The sequence below is a fragment of the Caniella muris genome (assembly GCF_943193035.1).
Taxonomy (GTDB): domain Bacteria; phylum Actinomycetota; class Coriobacteriia; order Coriobacteriales; family Atopobiaceae; genus Granulimonas; species Granulimonas faecalis.
This window is the reverse complement of sequence record NZ_CALPCK010000002.1, coordinates 75,096-90,768: the sequence shown is the minus strand read 5'-3', so window position 1 is coordinate 90,768 and position 15,673 is coordinate 75,096. Positions and strand designations below refer to the sequence as shown.

Annotated in this window: 11 protein-coding genes; 5 read left to right on the top strand and 6 right to left on the bottom strand. The window is 71.5% G+C overall.

Annotated elements, in window-relative coordinates; translation table 11 throughout:
• Window positions 1-50: 50 nt before the first annotated feature.
• The 5 genes from NFR49_RS07460 to NFR49_RS07440 form a co-directional block, all read right to left on the bottom strand.
• Window positions 51-833, bottom strand: a complete 783-nt coding sequence (locus NFR49_RS07460; RefSeq protein WP_251159017.1) for a mechanosensitive ion channel family protein — start codon at window positions 831-833, stop codon at window positions 51-53.
• A 1-nt stretch (window position 834) separates the two neighbouring features.
• Window positions 835-3,279: an ATP-dependent helicase gene (locus tag NFR49_RS07455; protein ID WP_251159016.1), complete on the bottom strand. Its 2,445-nt coding sequence runs from the start codon at window positions 3,277-3,279 to the stop codon at window positions 835-837.
• 154 nt (window positions 3,280-3,433) lie between these two features.
• Complete coding sequence (locus NFR49_RS07450) at window positions 3,434-5,866, bottom strand: homocysteine S-methyltransferase family protein (RefSeq protein ID WP_251159015.1); 2,433 nt, start codon at window positions 5,864-5,866, stop codon at window positions 3,434-3,436.
• Between the two features lie 32 nt (window positions 5,867-5,898).
• Window positions 5,899-6,531 carry a vitamin B12 dependent-methionine synthase activation domain-containing protein gene (locus NFR49_RS07445; protein ID WP_251159014.1) on the bottom strand — a complete coding sequence of 211 codons (633 nt, stop codon included), beginning with the start codon at window positions 6,529-6,531 and terminating at the stop codon, window positions 5,899-5,901.
• Window positions 6,528-7,397, bottom strand: coding sequence for a methylenetetrahydrofolate reductase (locus NFR49_RS07440; protein ID WP_251159013.1), 870 nt, complete (start codon window positions 7,395-7,397; stop codon window positions 6,528-6,530). Before NFR49_RS07440 ends, NFR49_RS07445 begins: the two co-directional genes overlap by 4 nt.
• Before the next feature lie 395 nt (window positions 7,398-7,792).
• Here NFR49_RS07440 and NFR49_RS07435 point away from each other — a divergent pair, with 395 nt between their 5' ends.
• Window positions 7,793-8,035, top strand: coding sequence for an LSm family protein (locus tag NFR49_RS07435; protein WP_251159012.1), 243 nt, complete (start codon window positions 7,793-7,795; stop codon window positions 8,033-8,035).
• 388 nt (window positions 8,036-8,423) lie between these two features.
• Here NFR49_RS07435 and NFR49_RS07430 read toward each other — a convergent pair whose 3' ends face one another.
• On the bottom strand, window positions 8,424-9,365 hold the full coding sequence (locus tag NFR49_RS07430) for an undecaprenyl-diphosphate phosphatase (protein ID WP_251159011.1): 942 nt from the start codon (window positions 9,363-9,365) through the stop codon (window positions 8,424-8,426).
• A gap of 217 nt (window positions 9,366-9,582) precedes the next feature.
• Here NFR49_RS07430 and NFR49_RS07425 point away from each other — a divergent pair, with 217 nt between their 5' ends.
• From NFR49_RS07425 to NFR49_RS07410, 4 genes are all read left to right on the top strand, one after another.
• Window positions 9,583-10,032 carry a universal stress protein gene (locus tag NFR49_RS07425; protein ID WP_251159010.1) on the top strand — a complete coding sequence of 150 codons (450 nt, stop codon included), beginning with the start codon at window positions 9,583-9,585 and terminating at the stop codon, window positions 10,030-10,032.
• 390 nt (window positions 10,033-10,422) lie between these two features.
• On the top strand, window positions 10,423-11,484 hold the full coding sequence (locus tag NFR49_RS07420) for a coiled-coil domain-containing protein (RefSeq protein WP_251159009.1): 1,062 nt from the start codon (window positions 10,423-10,425) through the stop codon (window positions 11,482-11,484).
• Window positions 11,485-11,661: 177 nt separating this feature from the next.
• Window positions 11,662-12,639 carry a DMT family transporter gene (locus NFR49_RS07415; protein ID WP_251159008.1) on the top strand — a complete coding sequence of 326 codons (978 nt, stop codon included), beginning with the start codon at window positions 11,662-11,664 and terminating at the stop codon, window positions 12,637-12,639.
• An 87-nt stretch (window positions 12,640-12,726) separates the two neighbouring features.
• Window positions 12,727-15,666, top strand: a complete 2,940-nt coding sequence (locus NFR49_RS07410) for an insulinase family protein (protein ID WP_275557149.1) — start codon at window positions 12,727-12,729, stop codon at window positions 15,664-15,666.
• The last annotated feature ends 7 nt before the right edge of the window (window positions 15,667-15,673 follow it).

The following is a 15,673-nucleotide window of genomic DNA, read 5'->3' as shown; positions in this document are numbered from 1 at the left end:
CGGGGTCGGGGCGAAGGCGGCGGGGCGCCGCTGCTGGGTTGGGAGAGGGGTCAGGCCAGGTAGCTCGCCCCTTCGAGGGCGCGGACCACGGCGTCGGTGGCGGCCTGGAAGGTCACCGACGGGTCGACGTCGAAGTAGACGCTCACCTTGGTGCCGTCGCTGCCCGTGGCGGTGCACACCACCCGGGTGGCGCTCGCCGGGTCGGCGGCGCGGCCGAGGGCCTTGTCGGCGGCCTCCCGGATCTTGGCGCAGGCGTCGGCCACGTCGCACCCGGCCTTGAGGGTGACGTCGAGGCTGGTCATGTTGGCCTGGCGCACCGCGATCTTGGTGATGGCCGACGAGTTGAGCTGGGAGTTTGGCACCACCACGGCGTTGCCCAGGCGGTCGCGCACCGTGGTGTCGCGCCAGCTGACGTCGGTCACCTGGCCGGTGATGCCGTTGACGGTGATGTAGTCGCCCGGCTTGATGGTCTTGGTGACCATGAGCGTGAGGCCGCCCACCAGGTTGGAGATAGTGGTCTGCAGGCCCAGGGAGACCGCGATGGAGGCGGCGCCGAGCGACGTGATGAGGGCGTTGGGGGCGATGCCGAAGACCGGCTGCAGGATCATGAGCAGCGCGATGATCCACACCGTCCCGCGCACGACGTTGACGAAGATCGACGCGTTGGGGACGTCGGCCTTCTCGAGCCCCTCCCGGGTCATGCGGGTGAGCACACGCTCCACGCACCGGGCGACGACCGCCATCACCGCCACGAGGATGACCTTGCCCACCAGCACGCCGAGGTCGCTCTTGAAGAACGTCGCCACGTCGGCCGTCATCGTCCCGACTCCCACGTCACTGCACCTTGACGATGGGGGCGAAGCCCTTCATGAGCTTCTTGGTCTGGCCGCTCTTGGCAAAGCGCACCTCGAGGGTGTCGCCCTTCACCGCCACCACGGTGCCGGAGCCGAACGTCTTGTGATGCACGCGGTCGCCCGGCTCGAAGCTCTCGGCGGCCTTGCGGGGGTCCTTGCGCACCGGGGCCGGCCGGGCCGTGCCCGAGGAGCGCGTCTGGTTGCCGAAGACCGAGCCCCCGTACACCGAGGAGCCCGTGCCGGAGCCGAAGGTGCCGCGGCGGTCGCCGCGCTTCTCCCAGCCGGTGCCCGAGAAGCCCGCCGAACCCACGCCGGTCACCTTGATGTGGCTCTCGGGGATCTCGTTCACGAAGCGGCTGCGGGGGTTGGCCTGGGTGGCGCCCCAAGTGCGCCGCGTGGCGGCGTAGGTGAGGTAGAGGCGCTTGCGGGCCCGGGTGATGGCCACGTAGGCCAGGCGGCGCTCCTCCTCCAGGCGCGCCGGGTCGGAGTCGTGCGCGAGGTTGGGGAAGAGCCCCTCCTCCATGCCGCAGACGAACACCACGGGGAACTCCAGGCCCTTGGCGGAGTGGATGGTCATCATCGTGACGGCGCTCGTCTGGCCCGAGAGGCTGTCGAGGTCGCTGCGGAGGGCCAGCCACTCCATGAAGGCGGGCAGCTGGGAGGAGGCCACGGCGCCGAAGCCGCCGTCGGCCGCGGGCGCGGCGGCCCCGTCCGGCGCGGCGAACAGAGCGCCCTGGCCGTCGTCGTCCACGGGCTGCGGGGCGGATGCGGCGGGGTCGTCGACGGCCTCGGCGCCGGCCACGCCGGCCTCGCGGAGCTCCGCCAGCGACTCCAGGGCCGAGACCACGTCGTCGTGGCTCTCGTCGAACTCCTGGGCGATGAGCAGGAACTCGCGGATGTTCTCGATGCGGCCCTCGGCCTCGGGCGTGCGCTCGGCCTCGAGTGCGGCCACGAGCCCGGAGCGCTCCACGATGAGCTCCACCACGCGGGAGAGCTCGCCCTCGTAGTGGCGGGCCTCCTCGACGGCGCTCGTCCAGGCCGCCAGGGCGTTGCGCACCTTGGGCGAGAGGAGCCCGGCCTCGGCCACGCAGGCCTGGGCGGCCGAGAAGAACGGGATGCCGTGGGTAGCGGCGTAGGCGGCGATCCTGTCCTGGGAGGTGGCGCCGATGCCTCGGCGGGGCACGTTGACCACGCGGCGGGCCGATACGTCGTCGGCCGGGTTGAGCACGAGCTTGAGGTAGGCCATGACGTCGCGGATCTCGGCGCGGTCGAAGAAGCGCGTGCCGCCCACGATCTTGTAGGGCACGCCGGCGCGCAGGAACATGTCCTCGAGGATGCGGCTCTGGGCGTTGGTGCGGTAGAAGACCGCCATGTCGTCGTAGGGGGTGCCGGCGGCGTGCAGGCGCTCGATCTCGGCGGCCACCCAGCGGCCCTCGTCGCGCTCGTCGGCGGCCTGGTAGGCCGAGATGGGCTCGCCGTCGCCCTCGTCGGTGAACAGGCGCTTGGGCTTGCGGTGGGAGTTGTTGGCCACCACGGCGTTGGCCGCGGCCAGGATGTGGCCCGTGGAGCGGTAGTTCTGCTGCAGCTTCACCACGCGGGCGTCGGGGTAGTCCTTCTCGAAGTCCAGGATGTTCTGGATGTCGGCGCCGCGCCAGGAGTAGATGGACTGGTCGTCGTCGCCCACCACCATGAGGTTGCGGTGGCGCTCGGCCAGCCTCTTGGTGATGAGGTACTGCACGTGGTTGGTGTCCTGGTACTCGTCCACCGAGATCTGGACGAAGCGCCGCTGGTAGCGTTCCAGCACCTCGGGGTGCCTCTCAAAGAGGAGGAGCGTGTTCACGAGCAGGTCGTCGAAGTCCATGGCGTTGGCCACCATGAGGCGGCGCTGGAGCTCGGCGTAGACCCGGGCCGCCTTCTGGGTGGCGGGGTCGGCCGCCTGGGCGGCCATCTCGTCCGCGTCCACCATGGCGTTCTTGGCGGCGCCGATCTTGGAGCGGACCATGTTGATGGGGAACTGCTTGGTGTCGATGTCGAGGTCGGCCATGATGGCCTTGACCAGGCGCTTGGAGTCGTCGTCGTCGTAGATGGTGAAGTTGGGACGGTAGCCCAGGAGCTCGGCGTCGTCGCGCAGGATGCGCACGGCCATGGCGTGGAACGTGCACACCCACATGCCGCGAGTGCCCCCGGGGAGCAGGGCGCCCAGGCGCTCGCGCATCTCCGCGGCGGCCTTGTTGGTGAACGTGATGGCCAGGACCTGCCAGGGGGCCACGCCGAGGTCGGCCACCATGTGCGCGATGCGGTGCGTGAGCACGCGGGTCTTGCCCGAGCCGGCGCCGGCGAGCACGAGGAGCGGGCCCTCGCAGGTGAGGACCGCCTCGCGCTGGGCGTCGTTGAGCGAGTCGATGTCGATGGCGCTTTCTTGCATGGGGTCCCTCCGGGCGCGGCTGGGTGCGGTGCGGCCCTCCAGTCTAGCAGTGGCGGGCGGCGCGTCGGCGACGGGTGGCGGCAGGGCCCGCGGGCCCGGCCGGTGCGACGCCGGGAGGGCGGGGCGGCGGTTCGGCCGTCGATGGGGAGGGCCGCTACGCGTAGACCTCCGAGAGGATCCGCGCGCTCTCCGCCGCGTCCTTGGCGTAGGCGTCGGCGCCCACCATCTCGGCGTATTCGGGGTTGAGCACGGCGCCGCCCACGAAGACGAAGGTGCCCGGGGCCCTCTCGCGCAGGAGCTCGACGGTCTCGGCCATGGCCTTGACCGTGGTGGTCATGAGCGCCGAGAGGCCCACCACGCGGATGCCGGTCTCCTCCACGGCGGCGAGCACGGCCTCCGGGGGAACGTCGCGGCCCAGGTCAACGACGTCGTAGCCGTAGTTCTCCAGCAGCATCCTCACGATGTTCTTGCCGATGTCGTGGATGTCGCCCCTCACCGTGGCGAGGATCACGCCGCCCTTGCCGCCCGAGGAGCCCTCGGGCATGGCGGCCCTGATGACGTCGAAGCCCGCGCCGGCGGCCTCGGCCGAGGCCATGAGCTGCGGCAGGAACATGGTGCCCGCCTCGAAGCGCTCGCCCACCTCGTCCAGCGCTGGGATGAGCACGGAGTCGATGAGGTCCAGGGCGTCGCGGCTCCCCAGCAGGCGGCGCACGACCTCTCCCATGGGGCCCTTGCGGCCCGAGAGGATCAGCTGCCGGGCCAGGTCCTCGTCGGTGGCGGGCGCCCCCTCCCCCGCCCCGCCGGCAGCGGTGGCCGGCCCGGGCGCCGTGGCCGCCGCGGCGTCGGTGCGGCCGGCGTAGCCCCCGATGTAGGCCCGGGCGCCGTCGTCCTCGCCGTCGAGCACCCGGTGCACGGCCACGACGTCGGCGCTGCGGGCGTCCAGCGGGTTCATGATCGGCATGGTGAGACCGGCCGAGAGGGCCTCGGCCAGGAACGTCGCGTTCACGAGCGGCCGCAGGGGCAGGCCGAACGAGATGTTGGAGACGCCGAGCATGGTCTGCACCGGAAGCGACGCGCGCACGAGGCGCAGGGCCTCGAGGATCTGGGCCACGCCCCCCTGGTCGGTGGAGGCGGCCATGGCCAGGCAGTCTATGGAGACGTCCTCCGGGGCGATGCCGGCCTCCTCGGCCCGGGCCACGATGCGCCGCGCGATGGCCGCGCGCTCCCCGGCCGTGGGCGGGATGCCGCCCTCGTCCAGCGTGAGGCCCACGACGGCGGCGCCGTGGCGGGCGGCCACGGGCAGCACGGCGGCCAGGGACTCCTCGGAGCCGTTGACGGAGTTGATGAGCGGCTTGCCGGCGTAGGCGCGGCAGGCGGCGTCGAGGGCCTCCGGGTCGGTGGAGTCCACCTGCAGCGGCAGGTCGCAGGCGGCCTGCACGGCGCCCACGGCGGCGGCGAGCACGGCGGGCTCGTCCAGCTCGGGCAGGCCGCAGTTGACGTCGAGGAGGTCGGCGCCGGCGTCGCGCTGGTCGAGGGCCTCGGCCACCAGGTAGTCGAGGTCGCCGGCGCGCAGCGCCTCCTTGAGGCGGCGCTTGCCCGTGGGGTTGATCCGCTCGCCCACCACGGCCACCCGGTGCCCGCCCACCGGCAGCCCCACGAGCCGGCGGGCGCTCGCCACGGTGAAGGCCGGCACGTAGGCGGGCGCCGGCAGCTCGGCCCCGTCCAGGAGGCGCCGGAGCCCGGCGATGTGGCCGCCGGTGGTGCCGCAGCAGCCGCCCAGGACGGTGGCGCCGGCGGCCACGAGGTCGGCGGCGGCGGCCACGTACTCCTCGGGCCCCACGGAGAAGACCGTGCGGTCCCCCTCCATGCGGGGCAGGCCGGCGTTGGCCTGGCACACCACGGGCACGCGCGACACCCGGGCCATGGCCTCCACCACGGGCACCAGGCGGTCGGGGCCCAGGGAGCAGTTGACGCCCACAGCGGCGGCCCCGGCGGCGGACAGCGTGGCCGCGGCCACATCGGGCGGCGTGCCCAGGAACGTGAGGCCGTCCTCACCGAAGGTCATGGTCACGACCACCGGGATGTCCAGGACCTCGCGGCACACCCGGAGCGCGCACTTGGCCTCCAGGAGGTCGCCCATGGTCTCGATGACCACGAGGTCCGCGTCGGTGGCGGCCACGGCCTCGGCCTGCTCGCGGTAGAGCGCCTCGCACTCGTCCAGCGTCATGGGCCCCAAGGGCTCGAGCAGGGCGCCCGTGGGCCCCATGTCGGCCGCCACGTAGCGCGCGCCGGCGCCGCGGGCCAGGGCCACAGCCGCCGAGAAGACCTCGGCCACGGTGGCGCGCCCGGCCAGCTTGGCGGCGTTGGCGCCGAAAGTGCAGGCCGTGACCACATCGGCGCCGGCCTCCACGTAGGCGCGGTGCACGCCGGCCACGAGGTCGGGGTCCGAGAGCACCAGCAGCTCGGGCACGGCGCCGGGGGCCATGCCCCGGGCCTGGAGCATGGTGCCCAGGCCGCCGTCGAAGAGCAGGAAGGCCTCGCGGGCCAGGGCGGCGCCGAGCAGGTCGGCGGGCTTCTCGTCGGTCATGGGGTCACCCTCCTCGGTGGACGCGTGGCGGGTCAGGCGGGCCCGATCCCCACCACGGCCGTCACGGACTTCATCGGCACCATCAGCAGGCTCTCGGTCAGCGTGACACCCAGTCGCCGGCCGGCGTCCAGGGCGTCGAGCAGAGCGGGCTGCACCGAGAGCGGCAGGTCCCCGTAGCCGGGGCTGTAGCGGCGCGTGGGCACGAGGCCCCGGGCCGCGGCCCAGGCGTCCACGGCGTCGTTGCAGGCGTCGGCGCCCTGCTCCACGAGGTCGATGGCGCAGGCGTCGTAGACGAGCGCCCCCACCGGGTCGCGGGAGGCGTCGCGGGCGGCCACGGTGTCGGGCCCGGGCCCGCAGGTCACGGCCAGGAGCGCCACGGCCCGGGCGTTCCCGAGCAGCACCTCCATGGAGCGGCCGGGCAGCACCAGGCCCGTTCCGCCCACGACGAACCCCTCGGGGCCCGGCGCCACGGGGCACACGCGCCACACCCAGCGGGGGCGCACCTCGGCGGCGGCGCGGGCCATGACGGCCGTGAGACGCCCCTCCAGCTCGGGACCCAGCTCCTGGCCCCGGTGCCCCAGGTAGCGGAGCACCTCCGAGCGGTCGGGCGAGAACGACCCCGCGCCCGCCAGGATGCCCGTGGCCGGGACGGGGGCGGCGCTCATCGGCCCTCGCCGCGCGCGGCGGCGGCGCAGGCGGCGGCCACCCCGGGGCGGTTCATGGTGTAGACGTGCAGCCCGTCCACGCCGTGGGCCGCGAGGTCGGCCAGCTGGTCGCAGGCGTACTCCACGCCGGCCGCACGCAGGGCCTCGGGGTCGTCCTCGTAGCGGGCAAGGAGCTTGACCACGGCCGTGGGCATGCTGGCCGCGCACATGAAGACCATGCGGCTCACCTGGGACTTTGACATGAACGGCATGATGCCGAACGAGACGGGCACCGTGATACCCGCCCTGTCGCAGCGGTCGCGGAAGCGGTAGCAGGCCTCGTTGTCGAAGCAGAGCTGGGTGAGAAGGAAGCTCGCGCCGGCGTCCTGCTTGGCGCGGAGGTAGGCCACGTCGACCTCGGGGTCCAGGCACGAGATGTGCCCCTCGGGGTAGGCGGCCGCGCCCACGCAGAAGCCCTCCTCCACCAGGAGGGGGATCATGTCGCTGGCGTACTCGAAGTCCCCGGGCTCCACGTCGGGCCGCGGGTCGCCGCGCAGGGCGAGCACGTTGCGGATGCCGGCGGCACGCATCTGGGCGCACTTCTCGGCCAGGGCGGCGTGGGTGAGCCCCTGGCAGGTGAGGTGGGCCACCGTGGGGATGCCGTGGTCGCGCTGGACCATGGAGGCGACCTCCACGGTAGGGCCGGCGTTGCCGGAGCCGCCGGCGGAGTAGGTCACCGAGACGAACGCGGGGTCGAGGGGCGCGAGCCCGGCGGCCAGGGAGCGGGCCTCCTCGGCGGAGAGCTCCCCCTTGGGCGGGAAGATCTCGAACGAGACGGGCTGCTTGAAGTCGCGGAAGATCTGGGCGACGGTGCGGTCTGCGGTCATGGCGGCTCCTCCGGGCACGGCGGCGTTTTGCCTAGGGTAGGCCATGGGGGCCGGGGCCGGGACGGTTGCAACGAAGCCGAAAAGGGACGCGGGGCACACACCGGCTCCTCGCATAGACTCGAGCACTTATAATAGGTCGGGTCACACCATGGCATGCGAAGCTATGACCGACTACACGGTGATACGTTATGGCTAGTCAAATAACCAAACAACAATGGGTCCTCCTGATCCTGATAGGGGGATCCATTGTTTTTATTCTGATAGCACTGGTATCAAGTGATCCTTCTGAAATAAGCCATTATACCGAAAGAAAATCAATGCCAGTTTTCGAAGACCACGGTCAAACACGACAAACAGACCCACCCCCGGCGGACCCAGCCGACCAGAAGGGCCTGGTGACCGGCACCGCGGTGCGCACGCTTTACCTCGGGACGATTGCCGAGATCGACGACGATTCGCTGACCGTGACGACGGACGACGGAGACACGCTCACCTTCACCTTCTCCCCTCCCCGCAGCGTCACCGAATCGCCGGACGGCCAAGGGATGACCGTCGGCAGCCACGTCGCCATCTACTCATGGAACGACACCGACCCCCATGGCGCCTTGATCATCAGCTCGATTTACCTCGACCGGTAGGAAGGGTCGTCGATCCCGAGACCGTCGACCCCGGGTCCGTGCCGGGGACGCCGCGAAGGACCTCCATTGCGCGATGAAAAAGCGAAAGCCCTCCGGTGCGCAATTTTCTCGCCACGAACGGCCTCCAGTGCGCGATTATCGGCCCGTTTCGCGCATTGGAGGCTGTTCGTGGCAGTTCGGCCGCGCATCGGAGGCCTTTCGCGCCATCGTCGCGCACTCGGGGCCGTTCGCTGCGAGCATGTCGCGCATCCACGGCCTCTCGCACCTCTCCCGCCACGCACTGAAGGCCGCCCGCGCCCCAACCCCACGAAGAAAGCCCCGCCGCGGGCGCATCCGCGACGGGGCCCTGCCAACCGGGACCGGACCCCGCCGCCGGGGGCGTCCTCCCCTACCTCACCACGAGGAAGTACAGGATGACCAGCGCGCCCAGGACGATGCGGTACCAGCCGAAGGGCTGGAAGTCGTGCCTGCGCACGAAGTCCATGAGGAACCGGATGGCCAGGATCGACACCACGAAGGCCACGACGCAGCCCACGGCCAGCACGGAGCCGCCGGCGACCGTGAGGGCGTTGCCCGCCATGAAGAACTTGGCCAGGCGCAGCACGGAGGCGCCGAACATCACGGGGATGGCCAGGTAGAACGTGAACTCGGCCGCCACGGTGCGGGTGCAGCCCAGAAGCAGGCCGCCGATGATGGTGGAGCCGGAGCGCGACGTGCCGGGCACGAGCGACAGGATCTGGAAGCAGCCGATGCCCACGGCCCGCCTCATGTCGAGCTCCTCGATGGTCTGCACGGGCTGGTCGGCGTCCGCGAGCTCGGCCTTGGTGGCCTGGGGCAGCACGGCCTCCTCCTGCGCCTTGAGGTGCTTGGGGCGCGGGGCGTCGGCCAGCTCCGCGGCCCGGGCCATGGCGCGGCCCTCGCGCACGTGCTCGATGACGATGAAGATCACGCCGTAGACGATGAGGGCCGCGGCGATGACGAACGGGCCGGAGAGGTGCTCCTCCATCCAGTCGTCCAGCGGGATGCCCACCACGGCCGCCGGGATGCAGGCCACCACGATCTTGGCCCAGAGCGACCACGTGCCGCGGCGCTCCTCGGGCGTCTTGGACGGGGCGAAGGGGTTCAGCTGCCGGAAGTACAGCACGCACACGGCCAGGATGGCCCCCAGCTGGATGACCACGAGGAACATGTTCCAGAAGTCCTCGGAGACGTCCAGCGACACGAACTGGTCGAGGAGCAGCATGTGCCCCGTGGAGGATATGGGCAGCCACTCCGTGACGCCCTCCACCAGGCCGAACAGTGCCGCCTTGAGCAACTCGACGATGTCCACGCTCACTCCTTAGCCATCGTTGGCGCCCGCAGGCTCGTCCACGGGCAACCGGTTCCGGGTCTATCCATGATGGACCTCGGGCTGGTATGTGATTTCCTTTTCACCGTTTCTCTTGAGCCGCACACCCGCGCCGGCTTTCAGGCGGCGTAGAATCTGCCACGTCGGACGCGTCGCCAGGCGGCGCCATCGCTCGGCCACCGGGCCGATAAGGAGGGTCATGGTTTCGTACAAGGATATGGGCTACAAGCTGGTCTTCGTCTCGCTCGACGGCTCCGAGCAGCAGGGCGACGTGCTCGAGCGCGCCATCACGGTCGCCGTGAACAACGGCGCCAAGCTCGTGGTGGGCCACGTCGTGGACACCTCGGCCCTCGAGGCCGCCGGCGAGCCCCACGACGGCTTCGTCGAGAGGCGCACCGCCGCGTTCAAGGAGTCCGTGGCCCCGGTGCTCGAGGAGGCCCACGCCCACGGCGGCCTGGAGGAGTACGAGGTCATGGTGGAGCTCGGCCGCGTGCGCGAGACCCTCAAGGACAAGATGCTCGACGCCGTGCACCCCGACATCGTGGTGTGCGGGGCCCGCGGGCTCTCCAGCATCAAGTACGCGCTCCTCGGCTCCATCTCCACCTTCCTGGTGCGCGAGAGCGACTGCGACGTGCTCGTGGTCAAGTAGGACCCGAGACAGGCCCCGCCCTGTCGCCGGCAAGGTCCCGTCGCGGCCCGCGACGCCGCGATAACCGGGCCCCGGCGCCGTCCCTTCCCCGGGCGGCGCCGGGGCCCTATGCAAAAACGTGAGTACCGTTTGGTAGGGGCCGGTGACAGCAGGGCGCAAGACGGTGCCCCATTTTTCCAGCAGGCGGCATATCGTTTGAAGTTTATGCAATTCCCGCCGGTTAAGGCATATGCGGAGTTCATGGACCTTTCTGGATGAGTGTATGGTTGCATAACCCGGGACACCCCGGGTGCTGCGGGCGTCGCCCGCCCCGCGCCAACCCTCACCTCGGGAGGCGCCCCTCGCCGGCCCCGTGCCGCGAGCCCCTGTCCCCAACCGGAGGAGTGTGGCATGGAGAGACCTTCGATCGCGTCGCGCCTTCTCGGCACGGCCCTCGCGCTGCTTCTTGCGGGCGCACTCGTGCCCTGCAGCGCCCTCGCCGACGCCGACGCCCCCGAGGCCGACCTTTCGGAGCTCCAGGAGCGCATCGAGTCGTCCGGCGCCGCGTTCGACGAGGCCTCGGCCAAGGCGGCCGAGCTCGAGGAGCAGGCGGCCGAGAACCAGAGGCGCATCGACGAGGTGCGCTCCCAGATCCCGGCCCAGCGCGAGAAGGCCTCCGCGGCCATCAACGCCAGCTACAAGATGCACCAGGACACGCCGGGCCTCCTGGGCCTCGTGCTCTCGTCCAACGACTTCAACGAGTTCCTCACCACCATCACCTACCTCAACGCCGTGGAGGACCACAACGTCGACCAGGTGCAGCGCCTGGCCGACCTCCAGGACGAGCTCGACCGCAACCAGAGCGAGCTCGAGCAGAAGCTCTCCGAGGCCGAGCAGCAGAAGAAGGAGGCCGAGACCGCGCTCCAGGAGGCCAAGGCCGCCCGCGAAGAGGCCCAGCGCCAGGCCGAGGAGAAGGCCCGCCGCGAGGCCGAGGAGGCCGCGGCCGCCGTGGCCGCCGCCCAGGCCCAGGCCGCCCAGCAGGCCCCGGCCGGCCAGGAGGCCCAGCCCGCCCCCTCCCAGTCCACGCCCAGCTCCGTCGACTGGAGCCAGGACAAGCAGGCCTTCGTGGGCCACTGGGCCCCGCGCATCGACGCCTACCTCGCCGGCTCGCCCCTCGGCGGCCAGGGCAAGACCTTCGCCGACGCCGCCTGGGACTACGGCGTGGACCCGCGCTGGTCGCCCGCCATCTCCAACACGGAGAGCTCCAAGGGACTCTACTGCTTCAAGCCCCACAACGCCTGGGGCTGGGGCAGCTCCAGCTGGGACAGCTGGGAGGAGGCCATCCGCGACCACGTGGCCGGCCTCGCCCGCATCTACGGCCCCACCATCTCCATGGAGGCCGCCCGCAAGTACTGCCCGCCCAATGCGGACCACTGGTACAGCGCCACCCTGGCCGAGATGGAGCGCATCTAGCGCCCGAGAGGCCGTCCCGCGGCGCACCCCACCGGCATCCGAGGCCGGCACCCCCACCGGGTGCCGGCCTTTTTCCTTGCCGCGGGACGGCACGGTGTCTGTCCCCCAGTTTCTCCAGGACCACGGCGGGGGTACAATCGCTCCTTGCGTAACCAGACCGAAACCGAAGGGGGACCCGTGGCCCGAGACACCCAGCCCGCACTCGCAGAGAACGGCGACGAGGTCCGGGCCGTACCGGGCGAGCCCCTCGGCGAGACGGGCCCGGACGCGCCCTCCCCGCGCTCCATCGCGGCCACGGGCGTGGCCTGCACCCTCGTGGGCGGCATGCTCTGGGGCCTCTCGGGCACCTGCTCCAAGATCCTCATGGGCGCCTGGGGCATCGAGCCCCTCTGGCTCGTCTGCGTGCGCCAGGTGCTCGCCGGCGTGCTGCTCCTGGCCATGGCCCTCGTGCGCAACCCCCACGTGGTGGGCGACCTCGCGCGCCGCCGCCGCGACGTGCTCCAGCTCCTGGCCTCGGCCTTCCTGGGGATGTTCCTCAACTCCTGCTGCTACCTCTACGCCGTGGACCTCACGGACTCCGGCACGGCCACCATCCTGCAGTCGCTCTCCATCCCCATGGTGCTGGTCTACGTGTGCCTGCGCACCCGCCGCGCCCCGCGCCGCCGGGAGCTCGCGGGCCTCGTCCTGGCCCTGGCCGGCGTGTACCTCGTGGCCACCCACGGCGACCTCGGGGCGCTCCATATCTCGCCCGCCGGCCTGGCGTTCGGCCTCGGCTGCGCCACGGGCGCGGCCGTCGTGGCCGTGCTGTCCCGCCGCCTCCTGGCCGAGTACGGCTCCATGGCCATCGTGGGCATGGAGATGGTGATCGTGGGCGGCTCGCTGTGCGTCGCCGTGCGGCCCTGGGAGAGCGTGCCCGCCTTCGACGCGGGCGGCTGGGGCCTCCTCGCCTTCACCGTGGTGGCCGGCACGGTCCTCGCCTACGGCCTGTTCTTCCAGGGCGTCAAGAACCTCGGCGCCTACAAGGCCAACCTCCTCGGCACCATCGAGCCGGTCACGGCCACCGTGGCCAGCGTGCTGCTCACCGGCACAGCCTTCGCCCCGGCGGAGCTCACGGGCTTCGCGGCCATCCTCGTCATGGTGTTCCTCACCAGCTGAACAGGCACATCACCGGCCGTCCCCTCGCCCGGCGGGCACCCCGTAGGGCTATAGTCTCCTAGATACCGCGAACCCCGAGGAGGACCCATGGACCCCAAGACCGCCCCCGCAGCCCATGCAAACGAGCTCGCCCCGGGCGAGGTGCACGCCGGCTTCGTGGTGGACGGCGCCGAGGAGGTGCCCGAGGTCGACGGCTGGGCCTACGTCCTCACCCACCGCGCCACCGGGGCCCGGCTCCTGTGGCTCGCCAACGCGGACGAGAACCGCGCCTTCTCCATCGCCTTCAAGACGCCGCCCGCGGACGACACGGGCGTCTTCCACATCCTCGAGCACTCCGTGCTCGACGGCTCGGCCAAGTACCCGGTGAAGGAGCCCTTCGTCAACCTGCTCAAGAGCTCCATGCAGACGTTCCTCAACGCCATGACCTTCCCGGACAAGACCATGTACCCGGTGGCCTCCACCAACGTGGCCGACCTCGAGAACCTCATGGACGTGTACCTGGACGCCGTGCTCGACCCCAACATCTACCGCCGCCCCCGCATCTTCGAGCAGGAGGGCTGGCACTACGAGCTGGAGTCGCCCGACGCGCCGCTCACCATCAACGGCGTCGTGTTCAACGAGATGAAGGGCGCGCTCTCGGACCCCGAGGACGTGCTGTTCATGGAGCTCAAGCGCCAGCTCTTCCCCGACACCTGTTACCGCCACGAGTCGGGCGGCAACCCCGAGGCCATCCCCGACCTCTGCTACGAGGAGTTCGTGGACGCCCACCGGCGCCACTACCGCCTCGACAACTCCCACACCGTGCTCTACGGCGACCTCGACATCGACCGCGAGCTCGCCTTCCTCGACGAGCGCTTCTCGGCCGCCGAGGTGCGCGGCGAGGAGGGCCCCAACGAGCTCGCGATGCAGGGGCCCGTGTCGCCCGCACCCCTCGAGGTGCCGCTGGCCACCGCCCCCGACAACCGCTGCGTGGGCCTGGGCTACGTGATCGGCACCTGGGCCGACCGCGAGCGCGTGCTGGCCGCCGACATCCTGCTCGACGCCCTCATGGGCTCCAACGAGGCCCCGCTCATGCGCCGCATCATCGACGCCGGCCTGGGCGACGACGCCTGCGCGTTCGTGGTGGACGGCATGGCCCAGCCCATGGTCGTCTTCGAGCTCAAGGGGGCCAAGCCCGGCGTCGCCGAGGAGTTCCGCGCCCTCGTGGAGGGCGCCTGCGCCGAGCTGGCCGACGCCGGGGTGCCCACCGACCGCCTCCAGGCCTCCCTGGCCCAGGCGGAGTTCAACCTGCGCGAGGGCGACTTCGGCTACCCGGACGGTGTGGCCCTGGCCGTGTGCGCCATGGGCAGCTGGCTCTACGACGAGGACGACCCGCTCTCCTACGTGCGCTACGAGGACGCCTGCCGCGACCTCGGCGACTCCATGGGCCTCGGCATCTTCGACCGCCTGCTGCGCGAGGCCGTGGTGGAGAACCCCCACAGCGCCCTCGTGTGCGTGGAGCCCCAGGAGGGCACCGGCACGGCCCGCGAGGCCGAGCACCTGGCCCGCATCAAGGAGGCCATGGACACCGCGTGGCTCGAGGACGTCATGGAGGAGGCCCGCGCCCTCAAGGAGGAGCAGCAGCGCCCCGACGACCCGGCCGACGTCGCCAAGCTGCCCCACCTCACGCTGGCGGACATCGCCGAGGCCCCGGCGCCCGTGACCTCCCGCGAGGTCGAGGCGCCCTACCCCTGCCACGTGTACGACCTCGACACGCACCGCATCGACTACACCTACGCGTACTTCGACCTCGAGCGCCTCGCGTGGCCCGAGCTCCCCTACGCCCAGGTGCTCGCCTGCCTGCTCGGCAAGCTCGACACCCGGCGCCACACGGCAGCCGAGCTCGACTGCCTGCTCGAGTCGACCCTGGGCGACTTCTCCACCTTCATCGAGACCTACGGCGACGCCGACGACCCCCTGGGCGTGGCGCGGCCCAGGTTCGTGGTGGGCGCGGCCTCCCTCTCCGAGAAGGTCGACGGCCTCGCGAGCCTGCCCATGGAGGTGTGCCTCGAGACGCTCTTCGAGGACACCGAGCGCATCCGCGCCATCCTCACCCAGCGCCGCGTGGCCATGGAGCAGGGCTTCATCGGCTCCGGCCACAGCGCCGCGCTCGCCCGCTGCCGCAGCTACTACTCCCGCGGGGCCCTCGTGGCCGACGCCGTCTCGGGCATCGGCTTCTACCGGTTCCTCGTGTCGCTGCTCGACTCCTTCGACCGCCGCGCCGCGTCGCTCTGCGAGGTGCTCCGCAACCTCCAGGGCCGCATCTTCAAGGGCGACGGCCTGGAGACCTCGTTCGCCGGCGCCCCCGGCGACGTGGAGCGCTACTGGGAGGCGGCGGGCGACCTCGGCCTCATGAACGACGGCCACGCCACCAAGGCCCAGCTGGAGGTCCCCGAGCCCACGCCCGCCCGCGAGGCGTTCACCATCCCCGCCAACGTCTGCTTCGTGGGCCGCGCCGCCGCCGGCCTCACGCTGCCCCGGGACCCGGTTGCCTACAACGGCTCCTGGCTCGTCGCGTCCCGGGCCCTTAGTTATGGGTATCTCTGGAACGAGGTGCGCGTCCTGGGCGGCGCCTACGGGGCCGGCTTCAACGGGACGCCGGCCTCGGTGATGGGGTTCTACTCCTACCGCGACCCCGCGGTGGACCCGACCCTCGCCGCATACGCCGGCGCGGGCGCGTGGCTGTCCGGGTGGGACCCCGCCGCCTCCGACCTGGAGGGCTTCGTCATCTCCACGGTGGCGGGCCTCGACGCGCCGGTGAAGCCCCGTGCCGCCATGCGGCGCGAGGACAAGCTGCGCATCTCGGGCCGCGGCCCCGCATGGCGCGCCCAGGTCAGGCAGGAGGTGCTCGACTCGTCGGTCGACACGGTGCGCGCCCTCGGCGCCGCCGTGGCCCAGGTGGGCGAGACGGGCGGCGTCTGCGTCATCGGAGGCGCGGACATCATAGCGGCATCCACGGCCGAGCTCGAGGTGTCGCGCCTCGTCTGAGGCCGTG

What these genes read in the sequence shown, in the direction of transcription:
- NFR49_RS07440 (WP_251159013.1), bottom strand. Translation starts at nt 7,397, where the DNA reads ATGACCGCAGACCGCACCGTCGCCCAGATCTTCCGCGACTTCAAGCAG.
- NFR49_RS07425 (WP_251159010.1), top strand. Translation starts at nt 9,583, where the DNA reads ATGGTTTCGTACAAGGATATGGGCTACAAGCTGGTCTTCGTCTCGCTC.
- NFR49_RS07450 (WP_251159015.1), bottom strand. Translation starts at nt 5,866, where the DNA reads ATGACCGACGAGAAGCCCGCCGACCTGCTCGGCGCCGCCCTGGCCCGC.
- NFR49_RS07410 (WP_275557149.1), top strand. Translation starts at nt 12,727, where the DNA reads ATGGACCCCAAGACCGCCCCCGCAGCCCATGCAAACGAGCTCGCCCCG.
- NFR49_RS07420 (WP_251159009.1), top strand. Translation starts at nt 10,423, where the DNA reads ATGGAGAGACCTTCGATCGCGTCGCGCCTTCTCGGCACGGCCCTCGCG.
- NFR49_RS07445 (WP_251159014.1), bottom strand. Translation starts at nt 6,531, where the DNA reads ATGAGCGCCGCCCCCGTCCCGGCCACGGGCATCCTGGCGGGCGCGGGG.
- NFR49_RS07455 (WP_251159016.1), bottom strand. Translation starts at nt 3,279, where the DNA reads ATGCAAGAAAGCGCCATCGACATCGACTCGCTCAACGACGCCCAGCGC.